Origin of the sequence: Simiduia litorea, from assembly GCF_042853465.1 — a bacterium.
Classification (GTDB): domain Bacteria; phylum Pseudomonadota; class Gammaproteobacteria; order Pseudomonadales; family Cellvibrionaceae; genus Simiduia; species Simiduia litorea.
The window spans coordinates 2200775-2222275 of record NZ_AP031497.1 but is presented as its reverse complement, the minus strand read 5'-3'; the positions used below and the strand labels follow the sequence as shown (position 1 = coordinate 2222275).

At 49.1% G+C, this 21501-nt stretch carries 16 protein-coding genes; 11 read left to right on the top strand and 5 right to left on the bottom strand.

The features are described 5' to 3' along the window. The first annotated feature begins 7 nt into the window (after positions 1-7). The 3 genes from flgJ to flgL all read left to right on the top strand — a co-directional run bounded on the left by flgJ (position 8) and on the right by flgL (position 5802). A complete protein-coding gene (gene flgJ, locus ACGHTT_RS09880; protein ID WP_390590318.1) occupies positions 8-955 on the top strand; it encodes a flagellar assembly peptidoglycan hydrolase FlgJ in 948 nt (315 codons plus the stop codon). 61 nt (positions 956-1016) lie between these two features. Further along, on the top strand, positions 1017-4190 hold the full coding sequence (flgK, locus tag ACGHTT_RS09875) for a flagellar hook-associated protein FlgK (RefSeq protein WP_390590317.1): 3174 nt from the start codon (positions 1017-1019) through the stop codon (positions 4188-4190). A gap of 10 nt (positions 4191-4200) precedes the next feature. Next, the gene (gene flgL, locus ACGHTT_RS09870; RefSeq protein ID WP_390590316.1) at positions 4201-5802 is read left to right on the top strand and encodes a flagellar hook-associated protein FlgL; all 1602 of its coding nucleotides are present in this window, start codon (positions 4201-4203) and stop codon (positions 5800-5802) included. A 66-nt stretch (positions 5803-5868) separates the two neighbouring features. Here the strand turns inward: flgL and infA are convergent, their stop codons facing one another. The 4 genes from infA to trxB form a co-directional block, all read right to left on the bottom strand. After that, a complete protein-coding gene (gene infA / locus ACGHTT_RS09865; RefSeq protein WP_290263652.1) occupies positions 5869-6087 on the bottom strand; it encodes a translation initiation factor IF-1 in 219 nt (72 codons plus the stop codon). A gap of 104 nt (positions 6088-6191) precedes the next feature. Continuing rightward, positions 6192-6905 carry an arginyltransferase gene (locus tag ACGHTT_RS09860; RefSeq protein WP_390590315.1) on the bottom strand — a complete coding sequence of 238 codons (714 nt, stop codon included), beginning with the start codon at positions 6903-6905 and terminating at the stop codon, positions 6192-6194. Then, positions 6898-7587 carry a leucyl/phenylalanyl-tRNA--protein transferase gene (gene aat / locus ACGHTT_RS09855; RefSeq protein ID WP_390590314.1) on the bottom strand — a complete coding sequence of 230 codons (690 nt, stop codon included), beginning with the start codon at positions 7585-7587 and terminating at the stop codon, positions 6898-6900. The genes ACGHTT_RS09860 and aat overlap by 8 nt, the downstream gene beginning before the upstream one ends. A gap of 35 nt (positions 7588-7622) precedes the next feature. Then, positions 7623-8573, bottom strand: coding sequence for a thioredoxin-disulfide reductase (gene trxB, locus ACGHTT_RS09850; RefSeq protein WP_390594964.1), 951 nt, complete (start codon positions 8571-8573; stop codon positions 7623-7625). A gap of 252 nt (positions 8574-8825) precedes the next feature. On the opposite strand from trxB, the gene ACGHTT_RS09845 reads away from it, so the two are divergent. The 8 genes from ACGHTT_RS09845 to ACGHTT_RS09810 all read left to right on the top strand — a co-directional run bounded on the left by ACGHTT_RS09845 (position 8826) and on the right by ACGHTT_RS09810 (position 20607). Then, positions 8826-11159, top strand: coding sequence for a DNA translocase FtsK (locus ACGHTT_RS09845; RefSeq protein WP_390594963.1), 2334 nt, complete (start codon positions 8826-8828; stop codon positions 11157-11159). Positions 11160-11190: 31 nt separating this feature from the next. Next, positions 11191-11820: an outer membrane lipoprotein chaperone LolA gene (gene lolA, locus ACGHTT_RS09840; RefSeq protein ID WP_390594962.1), complete on the top strand. Its 630-nt coding sequence runs from the start codon at positions 11191-11193 to the stop codon at positions 11818-11820. Beyond that, positions 11813-13171, top strand: a complete 1359-nt coding sequence (locus tag ACGHTT_RS09835; protein WP_390594961.1) for a replication-associated recombination protein A — start codon at positions 11813-11815, stop codon at positions 13169-13171. The genes lolA and ACGHTT_RS09835 overlap by 8 nt, the downstream gene beginning before the upstream one ends. Beyond that, a complete protein-coding gene (crcB, locus tag ACGHTT_RS09830) occupies positions 13168-13542 on the top strand; it encodes a fluoride efflux transporter CrcB (RefSeq protein ID WP_390594960.1) in 375 nt (124 codons plus the stop codon). Before ACGHTT_RS09835 ends, crcB begins: the two co-directional genes overlap by 4 nt. Positions 13543-13568: 26 nt before the next feature. After that, complete coding sequence (gene serS / locus ACGHTT_RS09825; RefSeq protein WP_390594959.1) at positions 13569-14846, top strand: serine--tRNA ligase; 1278 nt, start codon at positions 13569-13571, stop codon at positions 14844-14846. Next, positions 14846-16225, top strand: coding sequence for a siroheme synthase CysG (cysG, locus tag ACGHTT_RS09820; RefSeq protein ID WP_390594958.1), 1380 nt, complete (start codon positions 14846-14848; stop codon positions 16223-16225). Before serS ends, cysG begins: the two co-directional genes overlap by 1 nt. 148 nt (positions 16226-16373) lie before the next feature. Continuing rightward, positions 16374-17993 carry a methyl-accepting chemotaxis protein gene (locus ACGHTT_RS09815; protein ID WP_390594957.1) on the top strand — a complete coding sequence of 540 codons (1620 nt, stop codon included), beginning with the start codon at positions 16374-16376 and terminating at the stop codon, positions 17991-17993. Between the two features lie 406 nt (positions 17994-18399). Then, a complete protein-coding gene (locus tag ACGHTT_RS09810) occupies positions 18400-20607 on the top strand; it encodes a response regulator (protein ID WP_390594956.1) in 2208 nt (735 codons plus the stop codon). Positions 20608-20677: 70 nt separating this feature from the next. On the opposite strand, the gene xthA is transcribed toward ACGHTT_RS09810, so the two are convergent. Beyond that, positions 20678-21484 (bottom strand): exodeoxyribonuclease III, encoded by an 807-nt coding sequence (gene xthA, locus ACGHTT_RS09805; RefSeq protein WP_390595024.1) that lies wholly within the window; start codon positions 21482-21484, stop codon positions 20678-20680. Positions 21485-21501: the final 17 nt, after the last annotated feature.

Sequence of the window (21501 nt, the reverse complement as noted above, 5' to 3'; positions counted from 1 at the left end):
GCGACTCATGACTAGCTTTGTCAATAACTCAACACAGCTTCGCGATAATTTCACTGATCTGAATAGCTTAAATAGTATCAAAAAGCTGGGCCGTGCTGGAGATGAACAGGCGCTTAGAGAAGTTGCTAAACAGTTTGAGGCATTGTTCGTACAGCAACTATTGAAAACCATGCGGGCGACGCAGGATGTTTTTTCCGAGGGTAATTACGATCAATCTAATGAAATGAAATTTCACCGCGATTTGATGGATCAGCAAATGTCTTTAGAGCTCACTAAGGGTTCTGGTCTTGGATTGGCAGACGCATTGTTCAATCAAATGAAAGCACAATACGGCAATCAATTGCCGTCGGGCGGAAACGCCGATGAAAAGGATGCAACAGCGATGACTCCTGGAGTCAGCCAGTATCAGGCCGCAGTGCCTCCTCGGGTAAAACCGACGGCGACCGTTGTTGAATCTACAGCGACAGATGTAGCGCAGAAAATTACCGCATTTGTTGATGATATCTACGAGGTTGCGGCGCAGGCCTCCGCGACGCTTGGTGTGAAGATCGAGTCGGTGATTGCGCAGGCTGCGCTAGAAACCGGTTGGGGTCAGCATACGCTCGCCGATGCGAAGGGCAATAGCAGTCATAATTTTTTCAATATTAAAGCGGGATCCGGCTGGCAGGGGGAGACGATTTCTCGTCGAGTACAGGAATTTGATGACGGCATGGCAACAGTAGAGCACGCTAGATTTAGAGCCTATCCTTCGATCGCCAGTGCATTCTCTGACTTTATGTCGTTTTTAACGGATTCGCCGCGTTACCAAGATGTGTTGGGCAAGCGTTCGCCAAAAGAGTACGGCACAGCGCTGCAAACGGCAGGGTATGCTACTGACCCTCACTACGCTGATAAAATAGCGCGCATCGCAGACAATCCAATATTGCAGAAAGCGTTGGCTCGAAAGTTGCTCTAGTTATTTATGTGGTGCCGGTCTTCCGCCGGTAACTGTCGATAACGCGGGGCGATGAAATACAATGGCCGACTTACTTGGAATCAGTATCAGTGGTTTAAAATTTAGCCAATCTGCGCTGAAGACCACAAGTCACAATATCACCAATGCAGATACTGCCGGTTTTTCTCGTCAACGAGCGTTGGCGGTTACCAACCCAGCGACCTTGCTCGGCGGAAATTATGCTGGCAATGGTGTGAGCCTAGATTCCATTGAGCGTATTGCGAGCCAATTTGCAATTGATCAACTTCGTTCTGATACCACACTGTATAGCGAGCTGGATACTTTTAACGACAGTATTCAGCAGGTTGACTCATTACTATCAGATCCATCTACGGGTATTGCTGCTGGTTTACAAACGTTTTTTGCCGCCGTTCAAAATGGCGCTAATGACCCAACCTCGATTCCGTCTCGTCAATTAATCGTCAGTGAGGCAAGTAATTTAGCTACTCGCTTTAACACTCTCTACGATAGATTTAATTCGCTCAATAACGGTATAAACCAACAGCTTGACACGGCTATCGCGCAAATAAATTCCTTAACATCGGTTATTGCCGAGCTTAATGGAAAAATTTCGCTCGCCTTCGGTGCCGGACAGGGTGCTCAGCCGAACGATCTGCTCGACCAGAGAGATGAGGCATTGCGTCAACTTGCGTCATTCGTTTCTGTCAGTACGTTTGATCAAGGCGACCATCAAATCAACGTGTTGGTGGGTAATGGTCAGCCTTTGGTGGTGGGCGCAACGTCGCGTACGTTACGTATAGAAGACGGCTTATTGGACGCGTCTAAGTCCGACATAGTGTTTGATTCGAATAAAGGGCCTCAGCGCATTACTGAGTTAATTAACGGTGGTAGCGTCGGTGGGTTACTGAAGTTTCGCGATCAAGTGCTCGACCCAGCCGTTAATGAAATTGGTCGATTAGCTATTGTCCTAGGCGAGTCCTTCAACGAGATTCACACCCAAGGTCTCGATCTAAACGGCGACTTTGGGGCAAACTTTTTCAGTGACGCCAACGACCCTCTGGTCGCTTCCTCTAGGGTGAAGGGCAGCTCAGGTAATGTGCCCCCAGACGACCGCCAGCTCATGTTGAATATAGTGGATGTTTCGTCATTAACGGCGTCAGATTACGAAATGAAGATGGGCCCAAATGGCACTTACACCATTACAAAGTTAAGTGATGATAGCGTTGCAGCAAAAGGTATTATGGCAACGTCATTTCCCTTTGAGGTTGAGTTTGACGGTTTGTCTCTCGAGTTTGCGGGCGGTTCGTTTGCGAACGGCGATCGCTTTTTACTACAGCCTACGCGGCTGGGCGCACGCTCAATCGATGCACAAATTTCTCGCACCGAAGAAATTGCCTTCGCCTCTCCGGTACTTACTGATACTAGTTTGGCTAATCAGGGTAATGGTGCCATTAGCGCAGGGACGGTTCTATCTACGACCGATGTGAACGGTAATTTATTGCCTCTCTTTTCGAACGCAGGTAAATTTTCTCCGCCCCTCATAGTCAAGTTCACCACACCTACAAGCTATGATATTTTAGATAACACTGACCCTGGTAACCCAGTTCAACTTGATCCCCCCATTCGTAATCAGCGTTTTGTACCGGGTCTTTCCAACCCATTGTTCTCTGAAGATGCCGGTTCAACCTTAGTCAGCTCAACCGGTAGGGTAATAGGGTTGCCGGCAGGCAGCTCGCCACTTTTACAAGCGGCTTTACAGCCAACCGGCGCCGTAGCGCCGAACTACGCAGTTTTCGATTTTTCCGGCACCGCTAATCAGTTTTCTTTTGATGTCGTGGTTAGCAATACGCTTAACGGGTTAAATGATGGCACCTTTGTCGTCACCATCAATAATCCGTCCATCCTTGACGATGCATCTTTGTTAGCCGATATAAATGATGATTTAGCGGCTTCTAATGTTGTTGCTTACATCGATCAAAATGGTGAGCTTGCGTTTCGAATGAGGAGCCTAGGTTACGGGGATGTGTCACTACAAAACTATAATGGCGATCCAGATGGTAACGCCGATTTTGCGCCGGCGGGTCAGGCGAATACGTTATTAGGCTTTAACATCGAAGCTGCGACGTTTACGACGGCGGGTGGGGCGAGTGGTGTTTCAGGTCAAGGCGTGGTGGGCAACCGCTATCCGTCAGAAATTATTCGTATTAATAGCGTCAGTCCAAGTACTGGCCTGCCAGTTACGACATCACTGACAACGACACAAAATGGCAGTGCGCGCTTGCTGGCTAGCAGTCTATCAAATATTGCTGGTGTCACTGCCACGGCTCACACAACGTCAAAAATCGACAATGTAAACTTAACTAGGACAGAACCTTTACAGTTAACCCTAAATGGTCAGAACCTTCTCGAGTATGTTATCAACCCTTCGACTGGTGCAAGCGTCTTGGCTAACGATATCCCCGATCCGGCAACGGATCAGGCTGCGTTCATTAACTATGTAAACGATAGAATTGGTGCCAACAGTACATTGAGTTCCGTCGGTATCTATGCATCTGTGTATGTAGACGCGTCGACAGGTCGAACTAGCCTTAGTGTCACCTCGAGCTTAGGCGATGATATAGATTTTCGTTTAACTGCAGCTGCAGGGGATACCATTGACGTCGGCGATGGTACTAACAGTCAAATGCGTTTAACTGCCAATGGCCCAGGTGTTCAGGCTGGTGTTGTGATTGGCGGCCGAGTGGATGTGACGCTGGCCGAAGGTTATACGATGACAACGCTGCCGACTGTCAGTCAATTATTTGGTAATAGCAGCGCCGCTAATTTTCAACAATCAAAATATATGGGGATTCAGGCTTCTATTGACGGCCACCCAGTCGCCGGCGATGTGTTTACCCTAGATTTCAATAATGACGCCTCTGCTGATAACCGCAATGCACTAAAAATGGTGGATCTTGAGCTTGAGCGGGTGGTCGATGGTGGAAAAAATACGTTCTCCAGCGCTTATGGAAAAGTGGTCGAGGAGGTGGGTACCAAAACATCGGCGTCTAAAATAAATCGAGATGCGGCAGAAAAGATTTTATCCCAAAGCCAAACCTTAAGAGATTCAATATCGGGCGTAAATTTAGAAGAAGAAGCCGCAAATTTGATACGCTTTGAACAACTCTACAATGCCAACGCTCAAGCAATCTCTGTAGCAAGAGATTTATTTGAACGCTTGCTTAGCAGCTTTTAGGTAAACAACTATGCGTGTATCCACTTCTGAAATGTTCAATATCGCTAATCGCGGTATTAGTGATGCCAGTGTCGCCATGGTTAAAACACAAGAGCAGTTGTCAACTGGTCTTAGAGTGTTGAAACCCTCGGATGATCCCGTCGCTGCAACGAAAATCATGCAGCTTAACGAGAGTATTGGTCGAATTTCACAATTTACTAAGAATATTAATTCTGCAGAAAATGATCTTCAGCTTGAAGAAACCACTCTGAATGGTGTGCTGGAGTTGATTCAACGCATTCAGGAGTTGAGTGTTCAGGCCGGAAACACCGCAATCCTCACACCGGATGACTACAAAGCCTTGGCGGCTGAGGTGGACTCTCGGTTAGACGAAATGCTAAATCTCGTTAACTCCCGAAATGCCAACGGCGACTATATTTTTGCTGGGTACAAAGGCAATACACAGCCCTTTGTACGTCTTGGTGAAGGCCAATTCGAGTATCGGGGCGACGACGGGCAAAAATTAGTTAAGATTTCGGAAAGCGTTAAAATTCCCGTGAGCGACAACGGTAAAGCCATCTTTATGGACGTGAATTCCGTTAACCCCACATTCCGAACGAGTGTGAGCGCCGCAAACAAGTCAGTTCCGCCTATCGCTGTGAGTGTCGGCCAAGTTGTCGATCAGGCCCAGTTTAATAGTTTTTACCCTAAAGATATGGTTGTGACTTTTAATCATGACTCGGCCATCATACCCTCGGCCAAGAACTATACGGTTACCGATCGAGCCACAGGCGAGGTATTGGTTGCCAACCAAGCTTTTGTCAGCGGTAGTGCTATTGAAGTGGAGGGCGTCACCTTTGCAGTAATTGGCGAGCCGGCATCCGGTTTGCCACCTGTTGTGGCGACAAGAAACTTTGGCGCAGATTTCGCGGTTACCTTTCCATTCGATTTTACGGCTCCCGCCAATGAATCCTTTACGGTGAATGTTGGCGGTAGGTCGGAGACTTTTGTATTGGACGCCAATGTTACCAATACCACCGATCTCGCTGCGGTATTGAATAGTGCCGGTAATGGTAATGCTGCCAAGTTGGCCAGTCTTGGCATTTCGGTAACAGGCTCAGGCTTCGCCATGCCTGCTGGGGTAAATTTTAGTGTTGAGGGTGGCACTGCGAATATCAATGCAGTGATGGGGCTAGATACGGTCGTGGGCTCAACGTCCGCCAATGGACAGCGCGCCATCGGCGGCGATCAGGTGTTTATCGACAGCGCGGATAACCAAGATGTGTTGTTGACCTTAGCTCGGCTGTCCAATGCGATGAAGTCCGTTACTGCCAGCGCAGAGAGTAAAGCCTTATTAAAGTCTGTGGTCGATGCCACGCTCGGTAATTTGGCGAATGCTCAAACCCGTATTTTGGAAAAAACCAGTCAGTTAGGTGCACGGTTTAATACCATAGAGACCACTCGCGATCTGCATTTAGATACTGAGCTCGTTAGCAAGGAAGTATTATCTGAACTACAGGATTTGGATTATGCTGAAGCGGCAAGTAGGTTGTCGAAGCAGGAGCTAATCATGCAAGCGGCGCAATCAACGTTTGTGCGTATTAGTCAACTCAGTTTATTTGATCGCCTGTGATAAGTGGCAGGCAACAAAAAAGGCAGCCAAAGCTGCCTTTTTTATTCACGTAAGGATTACAAGCCCTTAGCGTGCGCGATATGTGATGCGCCCTTTGGAAAGGTCATAAGGCGTTAGCTCAACTTTCACCTTGTCGCCGGTCAGAATGCGGATATAGTTTTTCCGCATCTTGCCTGAAATGTGAGCAATGACCACATGGCCATTTTCTAGCTTAACTTTAAACGTTGTGTTGGGAAGGGTATCAACCACTTCACCGTCCATTTCAATATGATCTTCGCGCGCCATCCGGCAATATCCTCTTTGATGCAACTTCGGCCGGAAAATAAGGCCAACCTCGGAAAGGCGGCAATTGTGCACTAATTCGACTCGGTCGCCAAGGACAGCTTGGCTCAATTTGACGATAATCTGCTCCAAAAGCCGCCTTTAAAGTGTTCGAGCGGCTGATATTGCGTTTTGTAGTTCATTTTTTGACAGTCTTTGATCCAATAACCCAAATAGAGGTGGTTGAGACCAAGACGATTAGACCAGGCGACTTGTTGCAGGATAAACCAAGCGCCTAAGCTGCGCTTAGTCAGCGTTGGGTCAAAAAAGGTGTAAACGGCCGATAAACCGCTGGCCAGCCTATCGCACATAGCGACGCCGACCAGCCTACCGTCAAGTCGAGCCGCGAGAAACTGAGTAACGCCCCATTGCGCGGTCAAGAAGCCCTTGTATTGCGAGCGGGTTGGCGGGTACATGTCGCCATCGCGATGCCGCTTCTGAATGTATTGCTCGTAGAGTGCATAGCACTCATCGGTATCGATGTGCTCAATAAGCTCGAGGGTTAAATCTTGGTTGCGTTTCAGGGTGCGTTTTTGTTGACGGTTTAAGGTAAACGCCTCTACCTTAATGCGCACTGGGGTGCAGGCATTGCACTCGGCGCATTGCGGCCGGTAGACATGCTGACCAGAGCGCCGGAAGCCTAACTCGGAAAGTCGACTGTATAAAGCGCTGTCCATTGTCGCCTCTGGGTCGACAAAAACAGTGGTTGCCTCCCGGTCCTCAAGGTAGCTGCACTTGTGAGGGTGGGTAGAAAACAGCTTGATGTTGATGGAACTAGACATTCATCCACTCTGATTGAAACAACCATTTGGCGTTTGAAGGCGTATCACAGCCATCAAGCATAGCCTCAAAGGCGTTTCGGTCATAGAGCTGTGCGCCCATGGATTCCAAGTGCTGGGTGTGCATTTGACAATCAATAGCCGTGATACCCCAGGCCTCACAATGGCGGGATAGCGCCACAAGGGCCACTTTGGATGCATTGGTGCAGCTGGAGAACATAGACTCACCAAAAAACTGCTGGCCGAGGTTTACCCCGTAGAGGCCACCGACCAAATCCTTGCCTTGCCAGCACTCCACGGAGTGGGCATGCCCAAGCTCGTGAAGACGACAATAGGCCGCTTGGATCTCGGGTAAAATCCAAGTGTCGTCGCGGCTATCGGCGCAGCGTGCGACAACGTCTTTAAACGCGCTATCGAAACGAATCGTGAAGGGCGTTTTCTTCAAAAACTTTTTAAGGCTTTTGGCTATGTGAACATCGGCGGGGCGCAAAACCATACGCGGTGCAGGCGACCACCAAAAGATCTCACCTGGGTCGTTGTACCAAGGGTATATGCCTCGTCGATAAGCGGCGAGGAGCCAGTCGGGGGCTAAGCTTCCACCCGCTGCAAGTAATCCATTAGGGTCACGTAAAGCGAAGCGGGTGGATGGGAATTGAACCGGGCTAGGAGGCAAGAAAGGAATCAACGCTAACTCACCTCACTATGCACGCAAGCCGTTGATTAGACTAAATCGTCTAGGTACTTCTCGGCATCCAGCGCGGCCATGCAACCGGCACCGGCAGAGGTGATCGCTTGACGATAAATATGGTCGCCGACGTCGCCAGCGGCAAAAACGCCGGGTACGGAGGTTGCCGTCGCGCCGCCATTTAAGCCTGATTTAACGACGATATAGCCGTCTTTCATCTCGAGTTGGCCGGCGAAAATATCGGTGTTCGGCTTGTGTCCGATTGCAATAAAGGCGCCTTGAGTATCCAAGTCTTGGGTTTTGCCGGTTTCTGTGCTCTTCACGCGCACGCCAGTGACACCCGAGTCATCGCCCAGCACTTCTTCAAGTGTATGGTTCCACATCAAGGTCACATTGCCATTCTTGGCCTTCTCAAACAGCTTGTCTTGTAGAATTTTCTCAGAGCGCAAGGTGTCGCGGCGATGAATCAGCGTGACCTCTGAGGCGATGTTAGAAAGGTAAAGCGCTTCTTCAACGGCGGTATTGCCGCCGCCAACTACCACAACTTTTTGATCGCGATAGAAGAAGCCGTCGCAAGTCGCGCAGGCGGAGACGCCACGGCCCATGAACGCCTCTTCAGAGGGAAGCCCTAAATACTGGGCGCTGGCGCCGGTGCAGATGATCAGTGCATCGCAGGTGTAGGTGCTGGACCCTGTTAAGGTGAAAGGGCGCTGCTTGAGATCAACCGAGTCGATATGATCGAAAATAATCTCGGTATCGAAGCGCTCGGCATGCTGCTGCATCTGCACCATTAAGTCTGGACCTTGCAGGTCGTGAACGCCACCTGGCCAATTCTCAACGTCGGTGGTTGTGGTAAGCTGGCCGCCTTGTTGCATACCGGTGATCACAACGGGCTTTAGATTTGCTCGCGCGGCATAAATAGCCGCTGTGTAGCCTGCAGGGCCTGAGCCCAGAATAATGAGGCGATGGTGCTTGATTTCGCTCATGAATGCATCCTATTGAAAGATTTAAACGCGCTGTATCCCAGATGGGGGCAATGCTGCCGAATTCTAGGGTTATCGCGTAAATTAGCTAATAGTATCGTTTTATCTAGCGGATAATTGATGACTATAGTGTGATTTTATTGCTTTTCTTTACATTAAGAAAAGCGTATAACATATTGATTTTGTGTAAGTTAATAATTCTTTGCACCCTTGCCGCAAACACCGGTGTACACCAAAAAGCAGGTTAGAAACGTTTTGAAGAACCTAGACCAAACGCAGACGCCGCCAGCAACAAAAGTTGTGGGTCGGGCAGTTACAGAGGGTACGCTTATCGTGCTCTCGGTCTTCTGCGTCTTTCTTACAATCATCTTAGTGAGTTACAGTCCTGTCGATCCCGGATGGTCTAGTACCGGGATGAATCGAACAGTGGTCAACGCGGGCGGCCCTTTCGGTGCTTGGTTGGCCGATGTGTGCATGTCTTTGTTTGGTTATATGGCTTACCTGTTTCCTGGGCTATTGGCTTGGCGCGCATGGCTTATCTTCCGCGATCGAAAAGCCGGTAGAGAGTTTGATGGACTTTTGATGGCGCTAAGGTTATTGGGCTTGGCCTTGTTGGTTATCGGTGGCACAGGCTTAATCGCGCTGCATCAAACAGGCGATGCCAATTTGCCATTTTCTGAAGGCGGTCTGTTGGGCGCCTCAGTTTCCGATGCCTTAGATAGCGCCTTTTCATTTGTCGGCACTAGTCTAATTTTACTCGCCTGTTTGCTATTTGGCTTGACGGTTTTTACTGACCTCAGCTGGATAAAGTTGATGGATCAAACTGGCCGAATCACGCTCCTGTGTATCGACCAACTCTCGAACCGTATCCGCACCTATCGAGAAAATAAACAAGAAAAAAACCGCGTACAAGAGTCGCAGCAAGTGCGCCGCAAGGCGATAGCTGCACAGGTAGAAAAACAGGAAAAGCGCGAACCTATTGTTATTGAGCAACCCATCCGTAAAAAAATTCCAAGCCCTCGAGTGGAAAAAGAAAAGCAGAGTTCGTTGTTTGTCGATACCACTGTCGATGGTGAATTGCCAAAAATTGGCCTGTTAGACCCTGCCGATCACAGCAACGACAAAGGTTATAGCAAAGAAAACCTCGAGGCGCTGTCGCGTTTATTGGAACTGAAACTCGCTGACTTTGGTATCACCGCCGAGGTCGTTTCAGTTTTGCCCGGCCCAGTCGTCACGCGTTTTGAGATTCAACCAGCGCCTGGGGTAAAGGTTTCTCGCATTACCAATTTGGCCAAGGATGTTGCGCGTTCACTGGCCGTTATCAGCGTGCGGGTGGTAGAGGTTATTCCCGGTAAATCGGTGGTGGGTATTGAGATTCCGAATGAACATAGAGCTATGGTGCGCTTGAGCGAAGTGCTGGCCTCGGAAACCTACGATAAGGCAAAATCACCGGTCACGCTTGCCTTGGGGCATGATATTGCAGGCCAGCCCATCGTTGCAGACCTCGCCAAAATGCCACATCTTTTGGTGGCAGGTACCACGGGTTCCGGTAAATCCGTGGGTGTTAACGCCATGCTGCTAAGCCTGTTGTATAAATCCACACCCAAAGAAGTGAGGTTGATATTAGTTGACCCAAAAATGTTGGAACTCTCAATCTACGATGATATTCCGCATTTATTAACACCCGTTGTGACCGATATGAAAGACGCCGCCAATGGCTTGCGTTGGTGTGTGGGAGAAATGGAGCGTCGCTATAAACTGATGGCGAAACTTGGGGTTCGCAACCTCGCGGGCTTTAACCGTAAAGTTGAAGATGCGATTAAAGCCGGTGCCCCCATCAAAGATCCCTTGTGGGTCGCTTCAGATCATTTTGAAGCCGGTCACGCGGAAGCGCCGGCACCAGATTTAGAAACTTTGCCGTCCATTGTTGTTGTCATCGATGAATTTGCTGACATGATGATGATCGTCGGCAAAAAAGTCGAACAGCTCATCGCCCGCATCGCACAGAAGGCGAGGGCGGCCGGTATTCACCTAATACTGGCAACCCAAAGACCGTCGGTCGACGTAATTACCGGTTTAATTAAAGCCAACGTACCTACTCGCATCGCGTTTCAGGTTTCATCAAAAATCGATTCCAGAACAATTCTGGATCAAGGCGGCGCAGAACAACTCTTGGGTCACGGCGATATGCTCTATTTGCCGCCCGGCACTTCGGTGCCGATTCGGGTACACGGGGCCTTCGTTGACGACCACGAGGTGCATGCCGTAGTCGACGATTGGAAAAAGCGCGGCAAACCGAATTACCTCGACGAAATTGTCGATGAGAGTGTGAATAGCATTCCCGTGCCTGGTATGGCAACCGAGGGCGACGAGGAGGGCGGCAGTGAGTCAGACCCACTGTACGATGAAGCGCTGGCTTTTGTGACCGAGACACGCAAGGCGTCTATTTCGTCTGTGCAACGGAAGTTACGCATCGGCTACAACCGTGCCGCGCGCTTAATTGAGGCGATGGAAGAGGCTGGCGTCGTGTCGTCGATGGGCACTAACGGCAGTCGCGAAGTTTTAGCGCCAGCACCACCGCGGCATTAATTGTCGTTTTTTTTCAACACAAAGGATCGCTATGTTTAAACTATTTGCCAAGCTGAGTTGCGCTGTTTGTTTACTGGTACCGGGTTTTGTTGCGGCTGACGCGGCCAGCGATCTCACCCAATTGCTGGGCGGAATGAATTCTGCCTCTGGGCAATTTGAGCAATCGTTGGTCGATGTTAAGGGGCAGCAGATGCAGGCAAGCCAAGGTGCTTTCTCTGTTAAAAAACCAGGCAAGTTTTTATGGTTGACACAGTCGCCTTTTCCGCAACAGTTGATCAGCAATGGACAAGAGCTTTGGTTGTACGACGCCGATTTAGAGCAGGCGAGTGTTTCTGCCATCAACCCCGACAGCCAGCAAACGCCAGCCCTGTTGCTCAGTGGCGACGCTAAAAAGCTCAAGGACCAATTTACTATTTTAAAGGCGCCATCGGCTGATGCCAATGTGGCAGCTTTTGAGTTAACCAGTAAAAACACCAAAGCGGCTTTCACTAGGATAAGTGCAAGCTTTAATGCTGGCGTTTTATCGCGCATGTCCTTTGTCGATAAAATAGGCAACACCACGCTGTTTATTTTTGACGATGTGACGCTTAACCCAGTACTTGCCGACACGCTTTTTGAGTTTACCCCACCAAAGGGAACCGACGTCATTCGCAATGACTAACGATCTATTTCAGAGCGACAAGCGGGTATACCAACCATTAGCCGCACGCTTAAGAGCGACCAGCCTCGATCAATATGTTGGCCAGGAGCATCTGCTCGGGCTAGGTAAACCATTACGTGAAATCCTAACCAGCGGGCAAATCCACTCAATGATTTTTTGGGGCCCGCCTGGTGTAGGGAAAACCACACTGGCCAAGTTGTTGGCTAAGCACGTAGACGCCCATTTTTTTACCCTGTCGGCCGTGATGTCTGGCGTGAAAGATATTCGCAGTGTGGTAGAGCAAGCCAAGCAGCAGGCTCTGCTGCACAATAAAAAATCGTTGTTGTTCGTTGACGAGGTGCATCGGTTCAATAAAAGTCAGCAGGATGCTTTCCTACCTTATGTCGAGGATGGCACCTTTATATTTGTTGGTGCGACTACAGAGAATCCATCCTTCGAACTCAATAGTGCACTTCTATCGCGTTGCCGAGTCTATTTGCTAAAGCCTCTAGAAATACCTGCGTTGCTGACGCTATTGGACCGCGCGCTTAGTGATAAAGAGCAGGGCCTAGGCAAGCTAAATCTAAGCCTTGATGACGCACTCAAAGCGACGCTATGCCAAGTGGCCGATGGCGATGCGCGCCGCCTGCTCAATTTAATCGAAATATCGGCCGACCTTGCCGAGGAGCTCGACGATGGCAGCCGCACGCTTTCTGCCAGTGCGCTGGCAGACGTATTGCGCAGCGATGTCCGTCGATTTGACAAAGGCGGCGAGCAGTTTTATGACCAAATATCCGCTATGCATAAATCGGTTAGAGGCTCCAGTGCAGACGGCGCACTCTATTGGTTTGCGCGCATGATAGACGGCGGCTGCGACCCTCTATACGTAGCGAGAAGGGTGGTGCGCATGGCCAGTGAAGATATTGGTAATGCCGACCCACGAGGGTTAGATCTTGCCTTGGCAGCCTGGGACGTGCAAACCCGCTTAGGCAGCCCCGAAGGGGAGCTGGCGATAGCACAAGCGCTGGTTTATTTGGCTTGTGCACCAAAAAGCAATGCCGTGTATAAGGCCTTTAACAAGGCGATGGCGGATGTAAAAGCCGACCCGAGTTTTGACGTGCCCTTGCACTTACGTAATGCGCCCACCCAGCTGATGGCCGATAACGGATTCGGCGCTGAGTATCGCTATGCGCACGATGAGCCCGATGCATTTGCGGCTGGTGAGAGTTATCTACCACAAGCCATTGCGTCTCGACGTTATTACTCGCCGACAAATCGGGGTTTGGAGATTAAGATTTCAGAGAAACTGGAGCGCCTAAAACAATTGGATCAGGCCAGCAAGGCTCGGCGTTGGCCGGAGCTAAAGTTATGATTTGGCTAATGATTGCGTGTGGCGGCGCACTCGGCGCCATGGCAAGGTACGGTTTGAACCTTTGGTTGTTCCCTATTTTCGAGCAGCGATTTCCCCTAGCCACCCTCGTGGCTAATGTCGTCGGTTCGATACTTATGGGTATTGCCTACGTCATATTGATCGAGCGCGGCAATTTTCAGCCCGAATTGCGCCATTTGATCATGACCGGGTTTCTCGGTGCCTTTACAACCTTTTCAGCCTTTTCCCTCGATGCCTTCGCCTTGATGCGCAACGGTGACCTATTAACCGCTGCTGGCTATGTACTACTCAGCGTGACCACCTGTATCATTGCGGTTTCCCTCGCTATTAAGATCAGCAGCGAATATCTGTAAACCACGCGTTACGAGAATGCCTTTTCATGCTTGACTCAAAATATGTAAGAACTAATCCTGAAGAAGTGGCCGAAAAACTTAAAAAGCGTGGTTATGCGCTCGATATTCAGGCTATTTCCCAACTTGAAGAGCGTCGCAAAGCCATTCAGGCGAGCACCGAGGCGCTACAACAAGAGCGCAACACACGCTCTAAGTCTATCGGTCAAGCCAAAGCTAAGGGCGAAGACATAGCGCCGCTGTTAGCCGAAGTTGAGAATTTAAAAGCGCAGTTAAGTAGCGCTGAAACCGAGCTTTCGAGTGTGCAAGTTGAGCTCGAGGCCTTCTTGGCTGGCGTACCGAATATTCCTGCTGATGAAGTGCCCGAGGGTTTAAGCGAAGACGACAATGCCGAAGTTCGTCGCTGGGGTACACCACGGGTGTTTGATTTTGACATCAAAGATCATGTAGAGCTCGGCGAGCGCTTGGGTGGCCTAGACTTTGAAACTGCGACTAAGCTTACCGGCGCGCGCTTTTCAATCTTACGCGGCGAGCTTGCAAAGCTGCACCGCGCATTGATTCAGTTTATGCTCGATACCCATCAAAATGAACATGGCTATGAAGAAATTTATGTGCCCTTCATCGTCAACAAAGAGTCTCTTTACGGCACTGGGCAGCTACCCAAATTTGAAGAGGACCTTTTTAAGTTAACCGATGAGCGCGAGTTATACCTCATTCCTACGGCCGAGGTGCCAGTCACCAATATTTTACGCAATGAAATATTAGAGGCGAAAGTAGAACTGCCGCTGAAATTAGTTTGTCACACGCCGTGCTTCAGAAGTGAGGCCGGTTCACACGGTCGCGATACTCGAGGCCTTATTCGTCAGCATCAGTTCGAAAAAGTCGAGCTAGTGCAATTTGTAAAGCCCGAGCAGTCCGATGAGGCATTGGAAAGTTTGCTTGGTAATGCTGAAGCTATTCTGACCAAATTAGGCCTGCCTTTCAGAACGGTAATATTGTGCGGTGGCGACATCGGCTTTTCCGCTGCGAAAACCTATGACATTGAAGTATGGGTGCCGAGTCAAAATAAATACCGCGAAATCTCTTCGTGCTCCAGTTTCAGAGATTTTCAGGCGCGTCGCATGATGGCACGCTACCGCAATGCAGAAACCAATAAGGTGGAATTGCTGCACACCTTGAATGGTTCCGGCTTAGCGGTGGGGCGTACCCTATTAGCGGTTTTAGAAAACTACCAGCAGGCCGATGGAAGCGTTGTTATTCCCGACGCACTACAGCCTTACATGGCTGGTAAAAAGTCTATCGGCTAATGGATTACTTTCCGTTCTTCTTCGACCTACGCCAGCAACCGGTTTTAGTGGTTGGCGGAGGTCAAATTGCATTGCGTAAAGTTAGGTTGCTCGCGCAAGCGGGGGCCGTTATTCGCCTGGTTAGCCCAAATTGTTTGCCAGAGTTAGAGCAACTGATCGCAGCAAGTGGCGGTCGTTGGCAGAAAAAAGTATTTGAGCCGGTCGATTTAGAGGCCTGCTGTTTAGTGATTTCTGCCACCGATAACGCCGCGGTGAACGAAAACGTATCGGCGCTATGTAAGGCGCGCTACCTACCTGTGAATGTGGTTGATAATCCGGCGCTGTGTTCGATTATCACGCCAGCGATCATCGACCGAAGCCCAATTGTGGTGGCTATATCGAGTGCCGGCGCAGCCCCGGTACTAGCGCGTAAACTCAAGCAGCGCCTCGAAATACTCCTGCCTCAACAATACGGAAAATTTGCTGCCTTCTGCGGCACTCTGAGAGATAAAGTTAAACAGGCTCTACCCGAGCATCAGCGCCGCTATTTTTGGGAAAAACTAATCGCCGGCCCGGTCGAAAATCTGGTTTACCAAGACAAAGAAGAAGCCGCCCAGCAGTGGGTAACTGCAAGTCTTAGTAAAGCCAAAGCAGCCAACGCCATCGGCGAAGTATATTTAGTGGGTGCGGGCCCTGGTGCTCCCGATTTACTTACGCTGCGAGCCCTACAGCTTATGCAGCAATGCGACGTCGTTCTCTATGATCGGCTTGTATCCGAGCCTATTATGGAGCGAGTTCGTCGGGATGCAGATCGAATTTACGTCGGCAAGCGCCGAGCTGAGCATGCGGTAGAGCAGGCGGCCATTAACCAAATGCTGGTCGATCTCGCCAAAGAGGGCAAGCGGGTACTTCGGCTAAAAGGTGGCGATCCGTTTATCTTTGGGCGCGGCGGAGAGGAAATTGAACTATTGGCGGCAAATAACATCCCGTTTGAAGTGGTGCCAGGCATCACTGCGGCATCTGGCTGTGCCGCCTACGCGGGTATTCCGCTAACCCATCGCGACCACGCGCAGTCAGTGAGATTTATTACTGGGCACCTCAAGGCCAACGACACCAATATTCTTTGGCCAGAGTTAGTGGCGGACGACCAAACATTGGTTTTCTACATGAGCTTGCAGGGGTTGCCCGCTATTTGCGAGGCGTTGATCACCCATGGCAAGGCACCTTCTACGCCTGCTGCATTGATCGAAAAAGGCACAACACCAGAGCAGAACACCTATACCGGCACCTTGGCTAGCCTGCCTTTAATAGCCAAAAATTCAGCCATTCAGGCTCCCACACTGCTTATCATTGGCGGTGTTGTCGGTTTACAGCCAGCCCTTCAGTGGTATAGACGTTAACGCAAACCTCTTTTTCCGCATTCTGAGTGGGTATTTTCCTAAAGTCGCCTCCTAACAAGTCGATAACCCGGTATAGCCGCCCGCTGATTAGCATACAGCCGGTTATTAGCTATGCTTAATCTATTGAAACTTAAAGGTAAGTGGCTCTATGAACTGGTTGAGTAAAGTCAGTATCAAGTACAAGATTTTGTTGATCCCAGCCGTTGGTATCACTGGGTTTGCGCTCTTTCTGATGTTTACCATTAATTCGGGCATTAAAAACGTCGACCGGTTGAATCTGATACAGAACGTATACTTTCCTGTGTTGGAACTCGCCAGTACCAATATCGTCACCTTAGATCGCATGAATGAAACCATGAGTACCGCCGCCAGCACTGGCGAGATGGACATGCTCAATAGCGCCAAACGCATGGGTGAGACAATCAAAACCAACCTTGGCAAAACGCGCCAACTACAGCCGGAGCGTGCGGCTGAGATCGACCTTATCGACCAGTCCTTGAAGGCCTACCTCAAAATTTCCTTTGATTTAACCGCTAGCATGATAGATGGGACGGTCGATTTTACCCAGCTCGCTGCTATTGCTGAAAATAGAACAAAATCTCTGCAGAAAATAAATAACGCACTGACGCTTTTCCGCGATCAAAGTGATGCAAGTTTTAAAGACACGGTTACTCAAGCAACGAATACCGAGCAAGCCAATCTCAAAGTGGGCTTAATTGTGGGCCTTATCACCGTGGCGTTATTGCTTGTTATTTCCATCAGTATCGCCCTGATTATTACCCGAAATGTAGAGGTGATCACCCAGTCTTTAAAAGATATCGCGCAAGGCGATGGCGACTTGACTCAACGCATACAGAAAAGTTCGGAGGATGAGCTAGGCGAGCTTGTTGGGTGGTTTAACACCTTTATCGATAAATTGCACCATACAATCGGTGAGGTCATACAGGTTATTTCACCTTTGACCGATGTGGCCACGCGGTTAAACGGTGTGTCTCACGAGTCTGAAAAACTTTCCACGGATCAAGCGCAATCCTCGGAACACGTCAATAACGCCATGGCCGACATGATGCGCAGCGTGAATAACGTGGCTGAAAACGCAGGCTCCGCAGCGCAAGCGGCATCGCACGCGGACAAAGAAGCCAAGGCCGGTTTAAAAGTTGTTGGCGATACGGTGGTTACCATCAATAATTTAGCCACCGAAGTGGAGCGTGCAGCTGAGGTGATTGTTAAGCTGGAAAAAGACACCGAAAGCGTTGCTGGTATTCTGGACGTGATTAAGGGCATTGCAGAGCAAACCAATTTACTGGCCCTCAACGCCGCCATCGAGGCAGCTAGAGCGGGAGAGCAGGGGAGGGGCTTCGCGGTGGTTGCGGATGAGGTTCGAACCCTCGCATCAAGAACGCAGGAGTCCACCCATGAGATTCAAAAGGTGATAGAGCAATTGCAAAACGCGGCTCGCGAGGCTGTTCAAGTGATGGACACCGGCAAATCTCGCGCCAAACAGAGTGTGGCCCAGGCCAGCGAAACCGGTAATTCCCTTGATGCGATCACGTCTAAAGTCACCTCTATTACCGATATGAACAAACAGATTGCTGCGGCAACAGAGCAGCAACAACATTTTGCCAAGTCGATTCAAAGTAATGTGATTAAAATGCGGGATGGATCAAAGGTTGCCCAAAACAACACCGAGCAGGTAACTCAATTGAGTTCATCATTACAAGGTTTAGCTGACCAGTTGAAAACCGTTGCCGCACAATTTAGGGTATAGACACATGTGAGACGAGATGTGATATGTCTGATATACGAATACCAAATCATGTCCTTAGCGTAGCGCCAGTGAGCCAAACGCTCCCAAAGCACGTTAATATTGAAAAGGCGGTTGATCTCCCCGACAACTCGCCAAGTAAAGAGCGACGACGCCAACAGCGGCGTCGTGGTCGAGCCTACCGTCGCCCCCTCATCGAACTCCGCACAGGCCAAGATCGTCGGAGAGGTGACCATAAAGTGGATGTAAGAGCATAGAGACGACGCGCTTATCGCCACGGAATTAACGACATCTTCAGCTAACCTCGATAGTTGACAAATACCGATTAGAGCGTAAAAACCGGTTCAATCTGTCTAGTACAAGCTCTACAATGCCCAACCTCCGATCAGCGACCCACTCAGGTAGATCAATGTTGCAACTATTTGTACCCGCGAATAAAGTTCAAAAAGATCGAAAGATCATGCGAGAAACAGATGCTCGCATGGCCAAATACAGCCGAAGAGGCCTCATTCTCAATCTTTTTGCGTTTTTGTTATGTGTCGCGCTAGGGGATTTTTACCAACAGGCCCCTAATTATTCACTCGGACTCGCCATTGGCCTCCTGTTAATTACCTTTTGGCGCGGCTATTTTCTGTTCCGATTTGACAGTCTCTACCCCCGAGCACCTGGGCGTTGGCGAACCCATTATTTCTGGGCATCTTTTGTCAGTGCGGCTTGGTGGAGCCTGATTATTGCCAGCGTTACAACGATTGTAGGCATGAAAAATGACACTTTGCTTATCTGGCTTTATTCGGTCGTCTTTTACTCAAGTGTCGCTAATGTATTCGCCCCTTACCGTAAGTTTTTAAGTCTATATCTGTTTCTCGGGCAAATTCCTGCGGCAGCAGCAGCCATATTTTTGGGTACTTGGGAAGGCTATGTTTATGGCATTACCATGTTGGTTTTTTTCCTGCTGCTGGATCATCAAGGAGAAGTTACGTCGCGCATTTACTGGGATAGGCTTGAGGCACAGTATAATTTAGATCAGCACGCCAAAAACTTAGAGATTGAAAAGCGCGACTCTGAGGCCGCAGCCGAATTGAAAAATACGTTTCTCGCCCGCTTTGGCGGAGAGTTGCGCACGTCTCTAAATGATGTATTAGGTGCGCTCAGTTTGCTGGCAGACAGCCCTTTAACCAACGAGCAGAGAGAGTTGCTGGCTCTGGCGAATAAAGCAGGTGAGCGACAGCTAAATCTCGTCAATAACGCCATCGATTTTTCCCACGCGTCAAATGAAAATCTAGTGCTTGATAATGCCATTTTTAACCTGTGGAAATTAATAGAGCACGTTGTGGAGGATGTTTCCCACGATGCCTATCAACAACAAGTCGAATTGAGTCATGTGCTCGATAGCGATACGCCTGTACGAGTAAAAGGCGACGCACAGCGATTACAGCAGGTACTTATCAATCTATTAAGTCATGCGATAAAGTACTCAAGCCATGGCGAAGTCTTTTTCAAATCAGAGTTTGTTGTTAAAAATGAACAGCAGGGTGAGCTTCAAATTACTATCGTTGATCAGCGTGAAACCAGCGCCGATCGAAAACCCATGCCAGCCAATGCTGAAGTTGTTCATTACGATACCGACAATACGCCGCTTGGTATTACGCTATGCAAGGGGCTAGCGGAGTGCATGAACGGTTCGCTTCAGGTTTTCGAAGATAAAGACAGTGGCACCCAATATTTTTTCAATATAACCCTAGAAACCACGAGCAAGTCGCCAAAAACGATCGTGATAGAGCCGCAACTTCGCAATAAACGAATCTTGCTGGTCGGTATTCCGGTTTCAATTGAGGATTCCTTCCTAATAGAAATGGAAGCTTGGGGTATGAATGTAGAAGCCGTTCATGACGACGAGCAGGCCTTAAATCGCCTTGAAGAGGGTTTAGCAGAGGAGCACCCTTTTGATGGCGCTCTCTTGTATACACATGTTAAATCATTAGCACTACTAAAATTCGCCCACATACTAAAACAGCACGCAGAACTTAAGTCACTACCTCTGACGATAGCGACGACACTTCAGCAGCGTGCTTCCGCCGAAGTAGAATCTTTACTAACATATGCTGACATTTACGTGCTGTTAAAGCCCGTATTGCGTGGAAACTTGCATCAAGCCATGCGAGAAATGCTTTTGGCTGCGACGGCTGTTGAGGAATTGGATGGGCACGATCATCAACTCGGGGCAGGTAAAAGAATCTTGTTGGTTGATGATCACCGAGTAAATCAAATGGTCGCCAAGGGGATGCTGCAAAAACTAGGCTATAAAGTAACCTTGGCTAATAACGGCAAAGAAGCGTTAGTCGCACTTGATGAGCAGGCTTTTAATTTAATACTGATGGACTGCCAAATGCCGGAGCTTGACGGCTACGGAGCGACAAGAGCAATCCGCAAAAAGGAGCAAGTAGACAATATATCCGAGCCCATACCAATTGTTGCCATGACCGCGCATGCCGGTGATTCTGACCAAGCAAAATGCTTTGCTGCTGGCATGAGCGACTACCTCGCTAAACCAGTAAGCTATGACCAGCTAGAAGATAGCCTGAAACGCTGGCTGGGAAAGAGTGAGAGTAAAAAATAATTTCTTCTATAAAGACTCACAGTTATCGGCCGAGCATTCAAAGCTCGGCCGATAACGCTAGGACAGTGGGTTACCATCGGGTAAATATTGGCGCGTGATCTGACGGTTTTTCCATGCCCCGTATTTCATAGTCAATACCTGCCGCAATAGACGAATCAACTAAATGTCGAGTACATAAGATGCTATCAATGCGAAGGCCGCGCTTGGGTTCATTTTCAAAGCCACGGCTGCGATAATCGAACCAGCTGTATTGGCTTTCTAAATCTGGATGATGGTGCCGAAAGCTATCCACCAGCCCCCATGCTTGCAGCGCCTGAAGCCATCCTCGCTCTTCGGGCAAAAAGCTACACTTCCCGTCTCTTAGCCAGCGCTTACGGTTTGGCTCGCCTATACCAATATCTATATCCTGAGGCGAAATATTAATATCACCCATAACAACAATGGATTCAGTAGGCTGATGTTTTGACTTTAATAGGCCTAATAAATCAGCATAAAATTTACGTTTAGCTGGATATTTCGTTTCGTGTTTTTCATTTTCACCTTGCGGGAAATAGCCGTTATAAACCCAAATGTTTTGGCCGCCATAAAAAAATTTGCCGCCGACAAATCGACGTTGCGCATCTGCATCGTCCGAGTCAAAGCCCTTTACTATTTCAACGGGCTTTTGCTTAGAAAGTAAAGCAACGCCGTAGTGGGTTTTCTGGCCGTGATAGATTGGGTAGTAGCCCATGCTCTCGATGGCGCTTGTAGGGAAATCACTGTCTTGAACTTTTGTTTCTTGCAGGCCTATAAAGTCGGGAGAGTACTTCTCGATAATTGCCTCCAGTTGCGGAAGGCGGGCTCGAATACTATTAATATTAAAAGAGATAATGTTCACAGGATATCCTTTGCAAC

Excerpts from the sequence above, each read along its gene's own strand:
- flgJ (WP_390590318.1), top strand. The coding sequence starts at position 8 with ATGACTAGCTTTGTCAATAACTCAACACAGCTTCGCGATAATTTCACT.
- flgK (WP_390590317.1), top strand. The coding sequence starts at position 1,017 with ATGGCCGACTTACTTGGAATCAGTATCAGTGGTTTAAAATTTAGCCAA.
- flgL (WP_390590316.1), top strand. The coding sequence starts at position 4,201 with ATGCGTGTATCCACTTCTGAAATGTTCAATATCGCTAATCGCGGTATT.
- infA (WP_290263652.1), bottom strand. The coding sequence starts at position 6,087 with ATGGCGCGCGAAGATCATATTGAAATGGACGGTGAAGTGGTTGATACC.
- ACGHTT_RS09860 (WP_390590315.1), bottom strand. The coding sequence starts at position 6,905 with ATGTCTAGTTCCATCAACATCAAGCTGTTTTCTACCCACCCTCACAAG.
- trxB (WP_390594964.1), bottom strand. The coding sequence starts at position 8,573 with ATGAGCGAAATCAAGCACCATCGCCTCATTATTCTGGGCTCAGGCCCT.
- lolA (WP_390594962.1), top strand. The coding sequence starts at position 11,191 with ATGTTTAAACTATTTGCCAAGCTGAGTTGCGCTGTTTGTTTACTGGTA.
- ACGHTT_RS09835 (WP_390594961.1), top strand. The coding sequence starts at position 11,813 with ATGACTAACGATCTATTTCAGAGCGACAAGCGGGTATACCAACCATTA.
- crcB (WP_390594960.1), top strand. The coding sequence starts at position 13,168 with ATGATTTGGCTAATGATTGCGTGTGGCGGCGCACTCGGCGCCATGGCA.
- serS (WP_390594959.1), top strand. The coding sequence starts at position 13,569 with ATGCTTGACTCAAAATATGTAAGAACTAATCCTGAAGAAGTGGCCGAA.
- cysG (WP_390594958.1), top strand. The coding sequence starts at position 14,846 with ATGGATTACTTTCCGTTCTTCTTCGACCTACGCCAGCAACCGGTTTTA.
- ACGHTT_RS09815 (WP_390594957.1), top strand. The coding sequence starts at position 16,374 with ATGAACTGGTTGAGTAAAGTCAGTATCAAGTACAAGATTTTGTTGATC.
- ACGHTT_RS09810 (WP_390594956.1), top strand. The coding sequence starts at position 18,400 with ATGTTGCAACTATTTGTACCCGCGAATAAAGTTCAAAAAGATCGAAAG.